Here is a 17,169-nt window from a genome sequence, read left to right as displayed (position 1 = left end):
GAAGCCCAAAAAATACAAAATAAACAAAAATTCAACTTGTATAGCTCAGACAGAAATAACAAATTTGTGTGTATAGTCAATTCAAAATTAAATCAATAACATGTATAGCTATATACGGATAAGACATACAACTACTTTAACACTGGTTTTATACTGCAAAAGCAGTAGCCGACCAGTAACAGACCAGTAGCAGGTATACACTAAACCACATTAACACCTTGCAAACAAAAAACTAATCTACTTTCATAATAGTTAAATATCAATTGATAAAAACTAAGATAAAACACAAGAAACAAATTATTTTAAAAATTCCCTAGCCAATTTGATTTATGTTTCTTACCTTCGTGCTCCCAAAGCAGCTGAAAAGCTTCCTTTAAAGGAACATAAAGCATCGTTTTGGCAACCAGCACTCCTTCTTAGCTCAGCTGGTTAGAGCATCTGACTGTTAATCAGAGGGTCGCTGGTTCGAGCCCAGCAGAGGGAGCCATTTAAAAGCCTTACAGCAATGTAGGGCTTTTCCATTTCTATAGTTTCTTTGTTTTATTAGTAAATTCTTTGTTCTTTTTTTGCAAAAGCATCGGTGATATACCAGTTTTTGGGAGTATTGAGAAAGTTAGTAGGTGAACTTTAATCAACGAAAATTAATGCATTGAATGTTGAAAGGTATTTTAACTTAGCTTTTTTTTCGTTTTCTAGGTATACCCAATATGATTTCCGCTAGGAATTTATTTTTCAAGTTGTCATTTCTTTCTAATTCGTCTTTTGGAAAATGAAGTTTGTGAATTTCGGTTATCAGTCTGGAAATTTCTTTGAAGTGGACAAGCTCTCTGCTCATTGCATTTATCTTTTCAATCAACTCCATATTTGTTTTGAGTAACTGCTGTAAAATTTGGTTATCTGGGACATTCCCTGATTCTTTCATTTTTGTTGCAGATTAGTCTATTAACATTTATGAAGAACGGTTTGGAGAAAAATTTATTTTTTATCTCACCATAGTGGAGAATATTGCATTCTCCTTTATTTTGTCTTTATGACCTATAACAGTGGTTTTTAATTGACTTGCGATGATATGCTCAGCCATATTTCGAACATAAATTTATCGCCAAGAGAGATGATTGATTAAACTTGCAATACTTTTTGAATTTTTTTCTGACTATACTCAAAGACAAAAAATTGTCATTTAACGAAGCAAAAAAAGTGTTTGGAAAACTTCCATTCTGCGATGATTCGATTAAGAACACCAAGTACAGCTTTTTACAGTATTCTTTAGCCGTTGTGAATTATTTTGTCGCCATTTTGTTTAGTTAAAATGTTAGGTTCTCTAATCAATTTCATCAAAAGACTATGGTGATTTGATGCGATCTATATTGCAACGACATCGGAAACTTTATTGAGTTTGTCTACCTGAATTTTTTGACGAAATTTCAATCTTCATGTTACTGTTTCCTATCTAAGAATTTAACATTTGTCGCAGGACCGGATTCCCCAATTTTAATACTTGTATTTTCCGAGAGTAATATTCTTAATCGTGGTTACTTTGATGATATAGTGTTTCGTTAGAGTTGTAAAAATTTATCCACGGGTAATGGGTAAGTTTATCTGACTAAAAAAAATGCGAAAAAGAACCATACTTTGTAGAAGTTAGAGGAGAATTTATTATAAATAGTGACAGTCTATATTTACCCCGCAAAAAATACGTTCAATAAATTATCGAGTTCATTAACTTTATAGCTGATGGCCTCATCCTCATTCAATGTTTTTTGTTGTAGCTTCAAATCCTCAATGGCATAATGCAAGGTAGCCATAGATAGCAAATCCTGTCTGTCCTTCACTTGGTAAAACTCTTGGTATTCCTTAATTTTTTCATTGATCAATTTTGCGGCATGCCTAATTCCTTCCTCTTCTTCAGCTCGTACTTTTAACGGATAAATCCTGTCGGAAATAGATAATTTGATTGAAATTTCTTCCATTTTAAAATTTGATATTAAATCTTTGTTTAGATCTATAACTAGCAAAATTGAGAAAGCCACTGTTGTTTTGAAAGGTTAGGATAGTCCAAAAAGAGGTTCGGTCGGTATCAATATCCAACAGTTACAATGCATTATTCGCGATTATTAGTTGGCAAGGATGTTTTCAGATTGATGCCTCTAATAGCAAACTTCAAACCTTTTTACTTGCACTTGTACATATCAATCTGATATTTTGATAACTTGCGAAAATCTGATAAGTGACGATGGGCTACGAGCTACTATTATCTAGTTAACTGTTATGGGCTTTAAGTTTTAGTTATGATCAAAATTTTAGACGAAAAGATTTTTATTGAAAGTGCCAATATCGGCGATTCATTCAGGCCCAGCAATTTTGCCTTTATATGTGTTTACGGAGGGGAACTGGTGATGAACGTAAATAACGGCTATAGCGAGTGCAAGCCTGGTTCCTTGATTTTTTTATCCCCTCATAATATCTATAAAATTGAAAGTTACAGTGGTGATTTGAATCTATTTATATTGTCTATTGATCGTGAGCGTATTAGAAGCAGAATAAGTTTTAAGTTTAATCGATACGACGTTTATCAGATTGCCCAATTGGAAAACAACCATTTGGTTAAGGTAGATGAGGCGGAGTTTAAGCATCTCTTACAGTTGATGCAGTTGGCTCTTTACTATATTTCTAAGGATGATAAAAGAAGATTTGATGAAGATATTTTAACGGGTATTATTGTATCCATTATATATATCATCACCGATTTTCTACTTACCGGGCAGCAGATACTGAAAAGGAAAAACCTAAGAAAGGAAGAGGTTGCCATGTCGTTCATAGAACTAGTCTCCAAGAATTTCAGGGTGCATAAGGACCTTTCCTTCTATGCTGATAAGCTGTCGATATCCATTAAATACCTGTCCAATTGTGTAAGGGAAATTACAAAGTCTCCACCAACGACGTTTATTACCGATATGCTTATGAATGAAGCCAAAGGATTGCTGTTAGATCCTCAGGCCACTGTGGGGCAGATCTCCGATGTGCTTGGGTTTTCGGACCAATATGCATTTGGCAAGTTTTTCAAAAAGCACACTGGCGCTAGTCCTACCAATTACAGGAGGCAGAACCACCTTGTCGAGACTATTGTATAGGGTCTCTAACTTTGGTTATTTGATACCAATTGAACCTTTTTTCGTGCCTTGTCGACCTTTTATTAAACACTTGCTTAACTGACCTTTGCATTATTACAACAACGCAGAGGATAATGACGAAATTTCTTCCCAAGCTGCTGGTAACCCTCAGCTTAATTTTAACCACAGGGCTTATAAAAGGCCAGTCCATTACCGAAAAAACCTTTTCCGTTGATGAACTTTTTGAAATGGTGCGGTTAAACCATCCTACACTAAAAGTTTATCGCTCAGATCTCGATATTGCTGATCAGCAGATAAAAATTGCGAAAAATCAGCTATTGCCCCAACTAACGGCAGGTGCACAGGCGTTTTACCTGGGCGATATCACACTTATCGATAAGGACTTTTCCAGTACAACTACCGTAAAGATGCCCCATTTTGGCAACACGTTTTCTTTGCAGGCCAGCCAGCTTGTATGGAAGGGCAATTCGGTAAGGAACAGCATCAAGATTAGAACGTTGCAACAAGAGTTGGCAGAATTGGATTATCAGGCCAACGAGCAAAATATTAAATTGCTGGTATTGGGATACTATCTGGATCTTTCCAAATTGTATAATCAGGAAGGTGTTTATCGCAAGAACATCGATTTGGCGGTACAGCGGCTTGCCAACATAAAAAACTATCATAAACAGGGAATGGTTACGCGGAACGATGTTATCCGCGGAGAACTGCAACTGTCCAATCTCAAATTGGCCTTACAAGTGATTGGCAATAATAAGCAGATCATCAACAAACAGCTTACCGTGGCTTTGGGTTTAGATGAAGCTGTTAGGATTGTTCCAAGCAAATCCCTTACAGAGAAAGCCTTGAATGTTGGCCAGTTGCAAACTTATGAAGAAATGGCACAGCAGCACCCAAGCGTAAGACTTACTAGAAGATCCATTGACGTTTATGACGTTTCTGCCAAGATAACAAAGGCCGAAATGGTGCCGTCATTGGGTGCTTTCGCCAGCAACAATCTACAACGTCCGCTTACATCCGCCTCGCCGGCAGTCGACATGTTCAGCAACAGTTACAATGCGGGCGTTTCGATAAGCTTTAATATCGACGCGTTATTCAAATCGCCGAAGAAATTGCAGCTGAACAGGATAGAAAAACAGAAAGCTATAGATCAGGCAAATAATACACTTCAATCGATAGATGTTGCCATTAATGCAGCCTACATTAAATACAACGAAGCTGTAACGCAAAACAAAACACTGGAGGTGAATGCGGATTTGACCAATGAAAACTATAGGATTATGGAAAGCAAGTACAATAACCAATTGGCGATTTTGTTGGATCTGCTCGATGCCAGCAATGCAAAGCTTGATGCCGAGCTGCAACTGACCAATTCGGAGATCAGCATTGTATTCTCCTATTACAAGCTTTTGAAAGAAGCAGGAAATCTATAAATCAATTTAAAATCTAATCTATTATGTCCGAAAATACACAGCAGACTCCGGAGGAGCAAAACAAAGAAGCTGTTCAGCAGAAAAAGAACCTTAAACAACAAAAGAAAAAAAGAAGCGGTAAAATCATCAACCTATTGATATTGGCTGGCGTTATCGTAGGATTGTTTTTTGTAGTTAAATCCTACTACAACATTGGTAACGATCGGTATACGAACGCCTCGCAGGTAGAGAGCTTCATCAATCCGATAAATACCAGGGTTTCGGCCTATATCAAAGAGATAAGGTTTGTGGAACACCAGCACGTAAAAAAGGGAGATACGTTGTTGATACTTGACGATAGGGAAATACAGACCCAGCTGGGCCAGGCAGAAGCTGCCTATCTATCTGCCCTGGCCGCTAAGAACGCAACGGGCAGTGCCATAAGAACAGTTGCCAACAACGTAAATACCGCCAGTGAAAATGTTGCCGTAGCAAGGGCAAATGTAAAGGCCGTTGAGGCACGCCTCTGGAATGCGCAACAGAATTTTAACAGGTATCAGAACTTGTTAAGGGATGAGGCGGTTACAGGTCAGCAATTCGACCAGATCAAAACAGATTTTGAGGCCCAAAAAGCGCAGTTGGAAATGCAGCTTGCACAGTCTCGATCTATCATCAACAGTAAAACCAGCAGTCAGCTAACGGTCAACGAGGCCAAAGCTAGGATAGGACTAAATGATGCGGACATTAAAAGGACAAAAAGCGCATTGGACATGGCAAAACTCAATTTGTCGTATACCGTTGTTACCGCACCGCATGATGGAATTATGGGAAGAAGAACCGTGAATGTTGGTCAACTGCTGAATGCGAGCCAGCAAGTGGCTACCATAGTGGATATCAGTAACGTCTGGATTACCGCCAATTATAGGGAAAACCAGATGGGCAATGTTGTTATAGGGGGCTTGGCCACAATTGCTGTGGATGCGTTGGGAGGAAAGGTTTACGAAGGAAAAATCATGGCTATCTCTGGAGCAACGGGGGCAAGATATGCAGCAGTTCCCGTAGATAATTCGACTGGAAATTTTGTGAAGGTACAACAAAGGATTCCCGTTAGGATCGAATTCACAAGTAATAACAGATCGGAGGATATCAGCTTGTTGCGAGCTGGGATGAATGTAGAGGTAACCATAAACTAGAGCATAATGTACAACAAAGGACCGTTTGCCACCTGGGTTCCAAAGCCTATCATGCTCTTACTGATTATCATCATTTTGTTTCCAATGATGTCAATTTCAGGGGTGTACACCAGTAATAGTTCAGATATGTCAGGAGCTCTGGCAACGTATTCAGAGTACGTATCTTTGGCTAATAATGCGATGACGATAGGAATGGGACTTGCCTTATTGATCATATTCCGTGTCAAAATGAGGTTCCGATCGAAAGAGATCATTACAACATCTGCTATAATCTTGGCCCTTTTATCATATATGAATGGAACGACGGATAATCCCCATCTGCTTGTAACAGGTAGTTTATTGATCGGTTTTTTTAAAATGTTTCCGATGATCGAGATGATACTGCCCGTGATGGGCATGATATCGCCAAATGGTGATAAGGGCAAGTTTTACTCTATCTTTTATCCATTATCAATCGGCTTTGGACAGTTGTCCGCCTATTTTTTTGCCAACCTAATTTTTAACCATAATTACCAAGCGCCTTTCTTTCTGATGGCAATCACCATGTTGATCATTGCCGCCTTGAGTCTGATCTTCCAGCACGATCTGCGTTTTGGTTTTAAAAAGCCATTGTACCAAATAGATTGGCTATCGATGATTCTGCTGTGCAGTTCGGCGATGAGCTTCAATATCGTGTTCACTTTTATGAGGCAACAGGGCTGGTTCATCTCGCCCTATATAGTAGCAGCGTTAGTCGTTGGCTTCCTGTTTCTGGGACTGACCATTTGGAGGCAGCGATTTTTGAATCGGCCATTGATCAGGTTCGATGTTTTTAGGAAGGAAAACGTTGTTCACGGTCTGATACTACTTTTTTTCCTGGGTATCTATCTGGCAAGTTCCAGCATCTACGTACAATACGCTATTGGCGTTTTGGGTTACAACAATCTGATCAATGCGGAAACAAACCTATGGATGATACCAGGAATTATCTTGTCAGGTGTCCTTGCATTCTACTGCTTCAAATATGAATGGAAACTTAAATTCTATGTAGGTGGCGGATTTCTGAGTTTCTTTTTCCATACATTTCTTCTATACCTGCTGATTCAGCCCCAAATGAATATCGAATACCTCCAGTATACCATGATCTTAAAGGGGCTTGGGATGGGAATGCTTTTTATTTCGATTTTCATCTACGCCTCTAAAGATCTTAACATGGACGAAATGTTCGGTACGATGAGCATACTGATAATGATCAGGGGATTTTTGGGGACCTCGTTTGGAGGAGCGATCCTGAATTGGGCGCTCTATCAGGGCCAATGGCAAAGTTTGAGTGATATATCCATGTTCCTGGACGGTGGAAGTTTCGCTAACGGCATGTCCATGTACCAGAATCTGAGTCTGAATGCGCTAATGGCCTCTTCGAAAATAGTATTGGGCTCGTTATGTTGGTTAATCGTTCCCATATTGGTCTTTGTGCTCGCCCATCATTATGGACAGTTTGACTACAGAAGGATAGTATTATTTCGGAAATTGATAAAAGGGAATCCTACCAAAGGATATAGGGTAAGCTGATCAAGTGACGGCGCTGATGAGCGAGATGATGTATACAGGCTAAACTGATGCTTTAGATTGTGTCAATATAAAAATAAAGATATGAAAATCCATCACCGAAGATTGAAGGGCGATAGTAGTAAGACCATAATTTTGGAGGCGGCAAAGCAACTGTTTTTTGAAAAGGGCTACAGTAATACAGGTATTCGCGAAATTGCAGACAGGTGTTCCACCAATTGCGCAATGCTCAATTATTATTTTCAATCTAAAGAGAAGCTGTGCATGGAAATCATCGACAGCCTTTGGATACCTGTAAACCGTTTGATAGCCAATTTAGATTTAGAAATCGATTACAGAAAGCGCTTTAAAAAGTACGTTTACGATTCCATAAGTGAAGCCTTTTCAAACAAAGAATTAGTGTTGATCTGTCTGAACAACAGAATTATCCCTGCTTCAAATGAGATACTGCTGAAAATTGATGCAATCATAGATCATCATTACAGATATTTCAAGTTGTTGGCAGAAAAGGCATTGTGCAATGATATTGAATTGCTGTACAGATCCATATTTGCCTTTATCGGAGACGTGTTATGTCAAAACAAAACTCTCTTAAGTGTTAAAAAAGACAAAGAGATAACGCTAGAGGACGTCATTCTATTTGTCGATAAAATGTTCTTGACTGATATCGCTGTCAAATAATTAGAATAGGATACAATTTTGTCCGACATATTACGGTTATTAAAGGGAGATAATCCCTGTCGTTACTTCGGGTTGGGAAACAGCATTTGTAGCTCGCAATTGGTGATCATACACTTCTGCATACTATGCTGGGTTTTTATAAAATAGATGTTTTAGTAATCAAAATCCTGCCGGTCTGGATAAAGCATGAATTGAGCCAGTTTTGAAATATTGGAATTTATCGCGATGCAAAAGCTAGGGAAGGTCAAACGGAAGAAATTCGTAGAACTGAGGAGGCTGATTTTCGGCTTGCTGGAACACAGCCAGCAGCAGCGATTGATCAAGAGGTGCCGAGTTCGAGAACAGTTCGATAGTTATTTTATCTATGGAAGTTCCCGTATATTGTTTAAAACGGGACCTTATGAAGGTTCGGAGGAAAGACGTAGTACAGCTAACAGGATCTTTAGGTGCTGATTAAAGAAATGCGTGTAAACGCAAAATAGTGGGGTAGCATCGGCACCTATTTGTTTTTTAAAGCAGCGGCCGTAGGCGGATGTCCGTAATGTTTTTTAAACGCGTTGGAGAAGTGGGATAAATTTTCAAAGCCAACTTCGTAGAAAACATCGATAGGCTTCTTGTGCTTTTCGGTCAATTGGTAGTGGGCAAGTTCCAGGCGTTTTGCCGTCAGCCACTTCTGTGGGGTAGTGTTAAATGCCTTTTTGAAATCACGTTTATAGGTGCTCAGGCTGCGTCCGGTTAGATAGGCGAATTTTTCCATGGGCATATTGTACATATAATTCTTTTCCATGAAGGCAGCAATATTGATTTTGTGTGGTTCTGAAAAATCGGATAATATATTATCAATATCCTTGTTTACCGAACGTAACACGGTAATAGCTTCCTGGATTTTTATCTTCGACAGGTCTGCCGGCAGTTTGTAATTTAGATCAAAATAGGGTAGCATCGAAGCGAACAAGCTATCTAGCAGTAAGCTTTTTGGCAACGGTATAATAGTGTAGGTTTTGGAGTTCAGGGAAACTTCCCTGTTTTTGTCTTCATAGAAGGCTCGCAGGACATCATTCGTGAGCTTGATGACAATGGCTTTGTAGGGATTGCCGTCCTTCTCAGATTTGATCAGCCTTGCGGGTCTATTTCTAGGCAATAGATGTGTTTCATCCGCCCCAAAAACATAAATTTGATGGGCTTGGACCACTTTTAGTTCACCCGACAAGACCCTTACAATTGCGTGTTCCTCAGCAATCAATTCTGTACTGTGCTGAACGGCTTCGTTGCAGGTAAAAACAATTTCGGCGTATTTGTTTATTTTTCTTGTTGCCATATGCAAAGATAGAACAAATAAGGCCAGCGATGCGGGCCTTATTTTTGTCGGTGAATTAAATTCCGAATTTTACCCTTGTGAGTTCTTCGCTCATTTTCCAAAGTTCTTGAGCGGCAGCTGCTTGGAGCGCAAAGGATGCAACGCCAGCTTTCCCCGCTGGGTTTTTTTCGAGAACTTCCGAGTTGCCGAGTTCAGGGTCGTATGCTGCAACTTCGACATCCTCCAAGTAAACACCTCCGGATTTTTCTAGCTGTGGACTTGTTGCCGCCCAGACGGTAGTAGCTGCACCCTGTTCCTTGGTTTTTTGTATTTTTTTCAATGCAGCTTCGGCTTCAATATTTGGTGTGCCATCTGCATGCAACATTCCCAAAGCGAGAAAATCCTCTGAAGTCAAATGCCTGCCTAGGTTTGTCGACAAAATTAATCCTGGATGGACCGCATACGCCCGAACGCCAAATGATTGTGCCCTTTTGTCCAGTTCAACCGTAAAAAGCACATTGGCCGTTTTCGCTTGGCCATAAGCTTCGAATTTGTTGTAGTGCCTGAGGTTGTAATTCACATCATCAAAATGAACAGCAGAAAAATGATGTGCTGAAGAGGAAACATTTACCACCCTTGCTCCGTTTGCCTTTTTCAGTGCATTCCAAAGTTTCGTCGTCAGTTGAAAATGACCCAAGTGATTGGTTGAAAATTGCCCTTCGAAGCCGCGTTGATCACGTTGTAGGGGCGTCCACATCACGCCCGCATTGTTGATCAGCATATGCAGCGGTCTTTCCGACGCCAGAAAAATTTCCGAGAAAGAATCGATGGAAACAGGGTCCTTTAAATCCAGTGCTCCGACTTCAACGTTAGGGATGCCTGCTAGGTTTTCCTTTGCCTTTTCCGTGTTTCTCGCGGTAATGATAACCGTTGCGCCTGCCAAAGCCAATGTCCGCGTTATTTCAAGACCAAGCCCTCCATCACCACCTGTGATAATCGCGGTTTTGCCGGTAAGGTCAATTCCTTTGATGACGTCTTGAGTTGTTGAAGATGCGTTGAAGCCTGAACCTACAGGCTTTTGTAATGCTCCGTTGTAATTATGCTGTTCCATTTTTTTAAATTTTGTTGAAACAAAAGTAACAAGCATTTAACGGTTTAACTTTGCTTAAAAGACCTATTTACTTTGCTTATAGGGTCATGGTCAATTCCTCGGCAAAGACCGCATAGGTTGGAGCTTCGGTTGGTTTATATCTAGCTTCGCAACCGTTAGGATAAAGTTACCTGGGCCTGAAATCAATTGTTGCGATTTAACAGCTTTGATTTTGGTTGTTTCATAATTTTTGGATAGTCGGTGAAATCTCTGCTCTTTCGTCCTTTTTGCCAAGATGTTCCGAAAGTTTTGCTTCCTACTTAACGATCTGTTCTTCCGACTGTACCTTGATCGTCCTGAAATCCTGGACTTCTAAATTACCCTCGAGTAGAAGTTCCATTGCTTTGTTAGCTTACGTAATCAATCATCATGCCCTAATCTAGTCGATAGTTCAGGAAATGCCTCGGCATCGGCAATAAGTTGACGGCCCTTTGCGATAATTCCCTCTACTGCATCTTCACCAGCGACCCAGCGCTTTGGCGGTTTTTCACTGTCCACGACAGATAAAAAAGCAGAAGCCAGCTTCTCTCGGTGACCTGGTTCTTTGCCGTTGAAGTCTTTGACGCTCGCTGTATTTTTTTCCGTAGTCTCTGCATAGTCGGCTATATCAATCTCGGGAAAGACAGTTCGCCCACGGTCTTTTACTGGCTTGGTCCGAAATGCTCCTGGTTCGACAAGGGTAGTCGTTATACCGAAAGGTTCAACCTCTGGGGCTAGGGACTCCATCCAGCCCTCCAAAGCGAATTTAGAGGCGGAGAATATAGAAATAAAAGGAGCACCCACAATTCCGACTAAGGCGCTAACAGTCACTATATGTCCCTGACGCTGAGCACGCATAATAGGAAGAACCGCTCGGGTGATATTGAGCGTACCAAAGAAGTTAACTTCCATTTGGGTTCTCACCTGCTTTGGGGACATTGTCTCAAAAAAACCAGTAAAGAACCGGCCGGCGTTGTTTATCAGTATGTCAATACGTCCAAAGCGATGCAATGCAGCGCGAACTGCATCGTCAACCTCCATAGGCTTGGTAACGTCCAAGGCAAGGGGAAGCAACCTCTCATGCTCACCAACCTCATCAGTTATTACAGCGGCGTCTCGAGCTGTTGCAACAACACTGTGCCCTGCTTCCAATGCAGCCCTCACTAGATCGCTCCCAATTCCACGACCAGCACCGGTGATAAACCAAACCTTTGCAACTATTTTCTTTTGTTCCTGTTTATTCATTTTATCTATTTTTTGTATCCGATTGGTATGACTGCGGGAATTGCCTGCCCATTCAAAACATTAATTTTTTTAACAACCTAGTAGACCTAAGCTATCTTAACGGGAGGCCATTGATTGATCTGAACAGGTTAATTACGGGATCCGAGAAATTTCCGGGATAATTGCCGCTGACAATGATGTTCATATATTCTTCTCCAAGTTCTGCCACTTTCTCCGCTTCGAGATCTCTGGTAAGAATGATCGTTTTTTTATCAGCCCTGGCTAAAGCATTTTTCATTTCTTCCGTAGTAAGGTCAGTGCAATATACTGGGCTACCGGGCTGCTGTCTCCATGATTCGGCAATAGAGCCTGTATCGTAACTATCGAAGCCTGTTTCGTCGATCAATTTCTTCGCGATGTTTTTCTGACTTTCATCATCTCCAGCAATAGTAAGCGCAATTCTCCCCGGCGTTCCTGCCAGCTGTCCAAACTTGGCAAAGCTATGGGCAACGATATTATTAAAGGCTTTAATAACGGGTCTACCCAATTGTTCCTGTACCCAAACACTATGTGCTTTTCCATTTTCTATTTTCTCAATGATACCATCACGTGCCGGAAAATAGTTCATCGTTTCAATAACTGGCACATTCCGGTCTAACTCACTGAACAGATCCTGGGGCAGATCGACAACTTTACCAAAAGGGATCGTGACGATAACAGCATCCACATTCTTGGCTGTCTCCACCAATTCTACCGCCTTAATGCCTTTATCATTTTCGAATTCTATCGTATGCGGCCCCCTTGAGTTTGCGATCAAAATTTGATGGCCTTTATCGCTTAGTTTTTGTGCCAGTGTTTTTCCGATCAGCCCGGCACCTATTATTCCTATTTTCATACTTGTTAGATTTTATATTGAACTTGCTTATCCTGAAATTATTGGTGAAAGGTCACATTGTTTGAGATTGGGTCACGGCCCATTTTTATAATATTGCTGACGGCGTTGGGATCCGCGTAACCGAAGGAAATGCCAAACATCATTTTGAACTCACTGGAAATGCCAAGTACTTCCCTGATCGTATTTGCAAACATACCAAGGAAAGTCTGCGGGATGCCAGCCAAGCCATGATCGGTTAGAGACAGCAGAAATGTTTGACCGTACATGCCTATATCCCCACCTATCCGCACATTATCGCCGAAGGATGGCATAAAAAGAAGCGCAACATGCGGGGCGCCAAAAAATATAAGATTTTTTTCTGCTGCTACTTTTCTCCCTTCCGCATCTCCTCTTGCAACACCCAGACTTTCATAATATACTTTTCCCTGAGCCTTTGCACGATCGATATATTCTCCGTAGAAATCCTTTTCGTCAAATGTAAAGTCAGGTGTGAAGCTATTGTCCCTGTGCGCCCGGGTAATTGCATCTGAAAGTTCTTTCAACTTATCACCTGATACAATGTGGGTTAACCAGGGTTGCAGGTTACAGTTGGAGGGTGCGAGCTGCGCATCCTCTAACACTGCATTTATCATATCTTTTGAAATCGGCTCAGGCAAAAAGCCCCTGCACGACTTCCGTAGCCGCACCACTTCGCGAAACGTTAGTCCTTTATTAGTCATTTCTATTTCAATTGTATTAGTTGTCCTCCTTAGCGATCGCCATTCATGGGGTAAACCTATAAATTAATCACTTTCCTACATATAGTACTTTACTTAAGGAAAGTGGATTATGACATTGACCGGACTTTGATCTTGTTTAAAAGAACATCCATTAAGAAAATACTGCTTTACTTTGTATTTAAATCAACATGGGTTATCTCCTAGAATCAAAATGGCAGTTAAGAAAGAACATAGTAAATGCTTGGAAACAGTTAAGCCTGTCCGCGATACCTTAGAAGTGATCAGTGGGAAATGGAAGTTGGCCATTATTATTTCCGTCGGCGTGGGCAATGATCGTTTCACAGATATCCAGGATAGCATTCCTAACATCACGCCGAAAGTCTTGGCAAAGGAATTGAAAGAACTTGAAAAGCATAAATTGATCAGGAGAATAATTATCGACGGTTACCCGGTCAAAATATCTTATAAGAATGAACCTTATGCTGACACTTTAACACCTATCATATTTGCTATGAAAGATTGGGGTTTAAATCACAGGGATAAGATATTTAACGGTGATTAATTGGTTAGGAACATCTACTGTTTACAACTTCTACAAGAATACCTTCGTCTTTCTTATACTGGTTTACAGAAATTGATCCTCAGCCTTTTTCCTCTAAAAGTTCAAGAGAGAGGTTAATAGATTGTTGATTGGCTTTACATTTTTTTGTTTATTTTCTTGCCTTAGATTTAGATAAAATCTATAAATACCGCCTCTATTACTTTTATGGTTCTGTTATAAAATCGCCAATCGATCTGTGTTTTGGTGCTCTTTTTTTGCTTACAAATTATCAAGTTATTGATTTATGTTCCCCAATTTTTTGTAGCATTTCTGTTGGTTTCTGAAAAAAGATTACAAGCATAAACTCTGTGTTGGAAAAAAATTAAATTTGAGTTGATAAAAAAACCGTTACAAATACATTACAGGATTTCTTTGATAGATGGTAATTAATTGATAAACATATTGTTAGAAATGGGTAGCATCTGTCTGTTAATCAGAGGGTCGCTGGTTCGAGCCCAGCAGAGGGAGCTCAATTCGGCAAGTCCGCAGAAGTACAAAAACCCCATTTCTAGCAATAGAATGGGGTTTTTGTTTGCTTGGTGAAACCTTCCAGATTGAACTTAGAGTGAAGATTATCGAATTACTTCAAGTCCGTCTTCCAGTTTCCTACCTTCAGGCAGATATAAATAATAATTTCTAAAGTTGGCAATTCTACTTCCTTTTTCATTTTTATATTTCCCCCATAATGCAGAATTAGATCTTAGTCTTGGGTCTGTACTTTTCTGTTGTAGCGAAATCAATTTTCCGTCGCCAAAAATTTTACAATCATACTCTTGATCGGCTCTAAAGCAAAAGACTGAATCGTAAAAGGTTTCATATAGGCTTCTTTTATTTTAAGCAGTGTTTTTTCATCATCATAAGATGCCTGCGTTGTTTCTTTTTCTTTTTGGAATAAAAATGAAAATACTAAGTCCGCATTTTTTTCTTTGAGTAAGTTCCATTGATTTTGATAAAATTTTAGAGCAGCCTCTTCCAATTTTTTACGATCTAATTTGTTTAAGTCCTGTCCTTTAGTCCAGCCTTCATTTCTATATGGAACTGAAGCTTCAAACTCATAGGTGATCTCATAATATTTCTTGCCTGCTCCCTCAAATTCACAGATCTCTACATCCCTATTCTGTCCTGCCATTCTAATTTTAGTTGAAAGCTTAAATTCTGCTACGGGGGCACTAGGATGATTTGGATTGATATTGTCTACACTCCCTACTTCCAGTCTACATGAAGTATTTGGAGAAAACACCTCCCCTGATCTGTTGTATTCTTCCGGTACGGGATAAATGCGTAACGTTATATTCTGTTTTCCACAGAATTTTTCACATACACCTGATAAACCGGTTCTTTAGGGAAATGCTTTATTTCTTTAAGCATTGTTGGAACATAATTTTCGGCGGTCAATACTAGCTCTTTTATTTCTGTTTTTTAAATTTTCCTATTTTCAACAAAAATACTATATCAAAAGTTTAAGCATCCTCCTTAGTCTTTAATTTTTCCAAAGTTATATGGTTCTACTAACTAGACAGTGCGATCAGTGTTTGATAAGTCGTCCATACACTGTATAACGATGCGAGCAACAGGTAATATAAAAGATCAAGGAAGCAATTCACAATCAAGGATTTGTCCTCTAAACCAGAACTAATATGATGCTTTTATTACCATAGCCTTACTAGGAGGTTACTAGGACCTTTCTAGGGCCATTAACCCTAAAAAAACCCTAGTAATACTTTAGTAAAATAAGATTAATGTTTAAATAAATATTAACTCTAATAATTCCCTTTAAGATTAATATTTGGAAGATTACGCATAAGATTTCAATAATTAACACACACAAACAGCAGCACTAGTTTCTGCCCTTTTTAATGTCTTCAGTTGAAACTGCATCTGCGCCTTCACCAAACTGCTTGCGTACATAAGTAAGTAACTCTGCCAGCTCCTTATCTTCAATAAACGAGAATTTAGGCATAGCATTTCTACCATTCATTACAGTATGAACCAATATTTTTTTATCTCCTGTAACTACTGGCGATTTTAACAAAGCTGGGAACGTTTGATCAATCCCCTTTCCATCCTCTTTATGACAAGACGCACAGTAATTAGTATAAAGCAACGCTCCCTTATTAAGGCCTTCGTTTTTTTCATGGGCTATCACTGCAGATTGAGCTGCAGGATCCGAATCTTTTGCATCTAATCGATAGATTCGGATAATCCGGTCATCATTTTTAGCAGGGGCAGCATTAGGATTCCAATCGCGATTACTCGTAGCTATATACACATCCCCAGAAGGAGAAACACATACTGAACGCACTCTTCCAAACACTTTCTCAAAATAATTCACATCTTCAATGAGCTGTTCTCCATTAGCATCTAACGCTAAGGCGCGTAAACTATTTCCTTTTAAAGTAGTCAGTAACAGATTACCTTTTAGTTCAGGGATTTTATCTGACGAATAATAAGCCATACCTGCAGGGGCAATTGTTGGTGTCCATGCTTTTATTGGTGCAGTCACAATAGAGTCTTTAGCAAAAACTCTTTCTTTATCCGTATCCACAAAACCCTCTACAAATGGCCATCCATAATTCGCTCCCTTATGAATCAAATTCACCTCATCATCAGTTGCATCGCCATGATCTGAACTATACAACTTACCATTCCCATATACCAAACCTTGAGGATTACGTAATCCCCAAGCCCAAACCGGATTACCTTTAAAAGGATTGTCAGCTGGAATACTGCCATCTAAATTATATCTTAACACTTTACCATTCGGCGAATGAACATTCTGTGCATTGTCATGCTGTGCCCCATCTCCAGTAGAAATCATAACTTTCCCATCAGGGGCAATTACAATACGAGCACCAAAATGTGAAGTCCAGGCAGGGTATTCTAAAAAAACTACAGGACTTAACAAAGTATCCTTTTCTACATTGTAAGTATACCGAACAACTTTAGACACCTTACTTTTATCTTTAGAATAGCCAGTGTAATTGATAAAAACATAAGGATGTGCTTTCATATCTGGATGAAGCGTCATTCCTAACAAACCGGAAGTACGATCCCGAAAAGCATCATTAAGCGTCAATAAACGTTTGGTTACACCTGTTTCAGGATTAACTTTACTTACAGTACCAGATTGCTCCGTATACCAAATCTGCTGATCTGCTCCCCAGGCTATTTGCCAGGGCACATTTAAATTTGTAGCTACAGACTGGATTCCAACTGTTGTTGTTCCTATCTTAAATTGCTGTTCAGGCGGACTACTTAATTTGGAAGAATTACAATGAATAAATAATCCCGCCAAAGGCAATAGAGCTAAAATTCTAACCAAACGCATCATGCTTTTTC

16 protein-coding genes and 1 tRNA gene are annotated in these 17,169 nt (G+C 39.7%); 7 read left to right on the top strand and 10 right to left on the bottom strand.

Annotated elements, in window-relative coordinates; translation table 11 throughout:
* Positions 1–410 precede the first annotated feature (410 nt).
* A tRNA-Asn gene (locus WC623_RS19765) sits at positions 411–487 on the top strand.
* A gap of 186 nt (positions 488–673) precedes the next feature.
* On the opposite strand, the gene WC623_RS19760 is transcribed toward WC623_RS19765, so the two are convergent.
* Both WC623_RS19760 and WC623_RS19755 read right to left on the bottom strand, forming a co-directional pair.
* A complete protein-coding gene (locus WC623_RS19760; protein WP_372854319.1) occupies positions 674–922 on the bottom strand; it encodes a hypothetical protein in 249 nt (82 codons plus the stop codon).
* Positions 923–1,679: 757 nt separating this feature from the next.
* The gene (locus tag WC623_RS19755; protein WP_372854317.1) at positions 1,680–1,970 is read right to left on the bottom strand and encodes a cell division protein ZapA; all 291 of its coding nucleotides are present in this window, start codon (positions 1,968–1,970) and stop codon (positions 1,680–1,682) included.
* Positions 1,971–2,288: 318 nt separating this feature from the next.
* Between WC623_RS19755 and WC623_RS19750 the strand changes: the two genes are divergently transcribed.
* The 5 genes from WC623_RS19750 (at position 2,289) to WC623_RS19730 (ending at position 7,965) form a co-directional block, all read left to right on the top strand.
* A complete protein-coding gene (locus WC623_RS19750) occupies positions 2,289–3,131 on the top strand; it encodes a helix-turn-helix domain-containing protein (RefSeq protein ID WP_372854315.1) in 843 nt (280 codons plus the stop codon).
* 113 nt (positions 3,132–3,244) lie between these two features.
* Positions 3,245–4,564, top strand: a complete 1,320-nt coding sequence (locus tag WC623_RS19745) for a TolC family protein (protein ID WP_372854313.1) — start codon at positions 3,245–3,247, stop codon at positions 4,562–4,564.
* A gap of 23 nt (positions 4,565–4,587) precedes the next feature.
* A complete protein-coding gene (locus tag WC623_RS19740; protein WP_372854311.1) occupies positions 4,588–5,736 on the top strand; it encodes an HlyD family secretion protein in 1,149 nt (382 codons plus the stop codon).
* A gap of 6 nt (positions 5,737–5,742) precedes the next feature.
* A complete protein-coding gene (locus WC623_RS19735) occupies positions 5,743–7,287 on the top strand; it encodes a hypothetical protein (RefSeq protein ID WP_372854309.1) in 1,545 nt (514 codons plus the stop codon).
* A gap of 81 nt (positions 7,288–7,368) precedes the next feature.
* Entirely contained in the window at positions 7,369–7,965 is a 597-nt protein-coding gene (locus WC623_RS19730) for a TetR/AcrR family transcriptional regulator (protein ID WP_372854307.1), read from the top strand.
* Positions 7,966–8,464: 499 nt separating this feature from the next.
* Here WC623_RS19730 and WC623_RS19725 read toward each other — a convergent pair whose 3' ends face one another.
* The 5 genes from WC623_RS19725 to WC623_RS19705 form a co-directional block, all read right to left on the bottom strand.
* Complete coding sequence (locus WC623_RS19725; RefSeq protein WP_372854305.1) at positions 8,465–9,283, bottom strand: helix-turn-helix domain-containing protein; 819 nt, start codon at positions 9,281–9,283, stop codon at positions 8,465–8,467.
* A gap of 55 nt (positions 9,284–9,338) precedes the next feature.
* On the bottom strand, positions 9,339–10,409 hold the full coding sequence (locus WC623_RS19720) for an SDR family NAD(P)-dependent oxidoreductase (protein WP_372854304.1): 1,071 nt from the start codon (positions 10,407–10,409) through the stop codon (positions 9,339–9,341).
* Between the two features lie 363 nt (positions 10,410–10,772).
* Positions 10,773–11,636: an SDR family oxidoreductase gene (locus WC623_RS19715; protein WP_372854302.1), complete on the bottom strand. Its 864-nt coding sequence runs from the start codon at positions 11,634–11,636 to the stop codon at positions 10,773–10,775.
* Positions 11,637–11,727: 91 nt separating this feature from the next.
* Entirely contained in the window at positions 11,728–12,510 is a 783-nt protein-coding gene (locus WC623_RS19710) for an NADPH-dependent F420 reductase (protein WP_372854300.1), read from the bottom strand.
* A gap of 38 nt (positions 12,511–12,548) precedes the next feature.
* Positions 12,549–13,229, bottom strand: coding sequence for a nitroreductase (locus WC623_RS19705; protein WP_372854298.1), 681 nt, complete (start codon positions 13,227–13,229; stop codon positions 12,549–12,551).
* A 211-nt stretch (positions 13,230–13,440) separates the two neighbouring features.
* Between WC623_RS19705 and WC623_RS19700 the strand changes: the two genes are divergently transcribed.
* On the top strand, positions 13,441–13,791 hold the full coding sequence (locus WC623_RS19700; RefSeq protein ID WP_372854296.1) for a winged helix-turn-helix transcriptional regulator: 351 nt from the start codon (positions 13,441–13,443) through the stop codon (positions 13,789–13,791).
* Between the two features lie 611 nt (positions 13,792–14,402).
* On the opposite strand, the gene WC623_RS19695 is transcribed toward WC623_RS19700, so the two are convergent.
* From WC623_RS19695 to WC623_RS19685, 3 genes are all read right to left on the bottom strand, one after another.
* A complete protein-coding gene (locus tag WC623_RS19695) occupies positions 14,403–14,570 on the bottom strand; it encodes a hypothetical protein (protein WP_372854294.1) in 168 nt (55 codons plus the stop codon).
* Complete coding sequence (locus WC623_RS19690) at positions 14,567–15,070, bottom strand: hypothetical protein (RefSeq protein ID WP_372854292.1); 504 nt, start codon at positions 15,068–15,070, stop codon at positions 14,567–14,569. The genes WC623_RS19695 and WC623_RS19690 overlap by 4 nt, the downstream gene beginning before the upstream one ends.
* 597 nt (positions 15,071–15,667) lie before the next feature.
* The gene (locus tag WC623_RS19685) at positions 15,668–17,161 is read right to left on the bottom strand and encodes a PQQ-dependent sugar dehydrogenase (RefSeq protein ID WP_372854290.1); all 1,494 of its coding nucleotides are present in this window, start codon (positions 17,159–17,161) and stop codon (positions 15,668–15,670) included.
* Between the last annotated feature and the right edge of the window lie 8 nt (positions 17,162–17,169).

The organism is Pedobacter sp. (assembly GCF_041645105.1).
Classification (GTDB): domain Bacteria; phylum Bacteroidota; class Bacteroidia; order Sphingobacteriales; family Sphingobacteriaceae; genus Pedobacter.
This window is presented reverse-complemented; position numbering and strand designations above follow the sequence as displayed.

Coding starts and splice junctions, on each gene's coding strand:
- WC623_RS19760 (WP_372854319.1), bottom strand. CDS start 922: ATGAAAGAATCAGGGAATGTCCCAGATAACCAAATTTTACAGCAGTTA.
- WC623_RS19755 (WP_372854317.1), bottom strand. CDS start 1,970: ATGGAAGAAATTTCAATCAAATTATCTATTTCCGACAGGATTTATCCG.
- WC623_RS19750 (WP_372854315.1), top strand. CDS start 2,289: ATGATCAAAATTTTAGACGAAAAGATTTTTATTGAAAGTGCCAATATC.
- WC623_RS19745 (WP_372854313.1), top strand. CDS start 3,245: ATGACGAAATTTCTTCCCAAGCTGCTGGTAACCCTCAGCTTAATTTTA.
- WC623_RS19740 (WP_372854311.1), top strand. CDS start 4,588: ATGTCCGAAAATACACAGCAGACTCCGGAGGAGCAAAACAAAGAAGCT.
- WC623_RS19735 (WP_372854309.1), top strand. CDS start 5,743: ATGTACAACAAAGGACCGTTTGCCACCTGGGTTCCAAAGCCTATCATG.
- WC623_RS19730 (WP_372854307.1), top strand. CDS start 7,369: ATGAAAATCCATCACCGAAGATTGAAGGGCGATAGTAGTAAGACCATA.
- WC623_RS19725 (WP_372854305.1), bottom strand. CDS start 9,283: ATGGCAACAAGAAAAATAAACAAATACGCCGAAATTGTTTTTACCTGC.
- WC623_RS19720 (WP_372854304.1), bottom strand. CDS start 10,409: ATGCTTGTTACTTTTGTTTCAACAAAATTTAAAAAAATGGAACAGCAT.
- WC623_RS19715 (WP_372854302.1), bottom strand. CDS start 11,636: ATGAATAAACAGGAACAAAAGAAAATAGTTGCAAAGGTTTGGTTTATC.
- WC623_RS19710 (WP_372854300.1), bottom strand. CDS start 12,510: ATGAAAATAGGAATAATAGGTGCCGGGCTGATCGGAAAAACACTGGCA.
- WC623_RS19705 (WP_372854298.1), bottom strand. CDS start 13,229: ATGACTAATAAAGGACTAACGTTTCGCGAAGTGGTGCGGCTACGGAAG.
- WC623_RS19700 (WP_372854296.1), top strand. CDS start 13,441: ATGGCAGTTAAGAAAGAACATAGTAAATGCTTGGAAACAGTTAAGCCT.
- WC623_RS19685 (WP_372854290.1), bottom strand. CDS start 17,161: ATGATGCGTTTGGTTAGAATTTTAGCTCTATTGCCTTTGGCGGGATTA.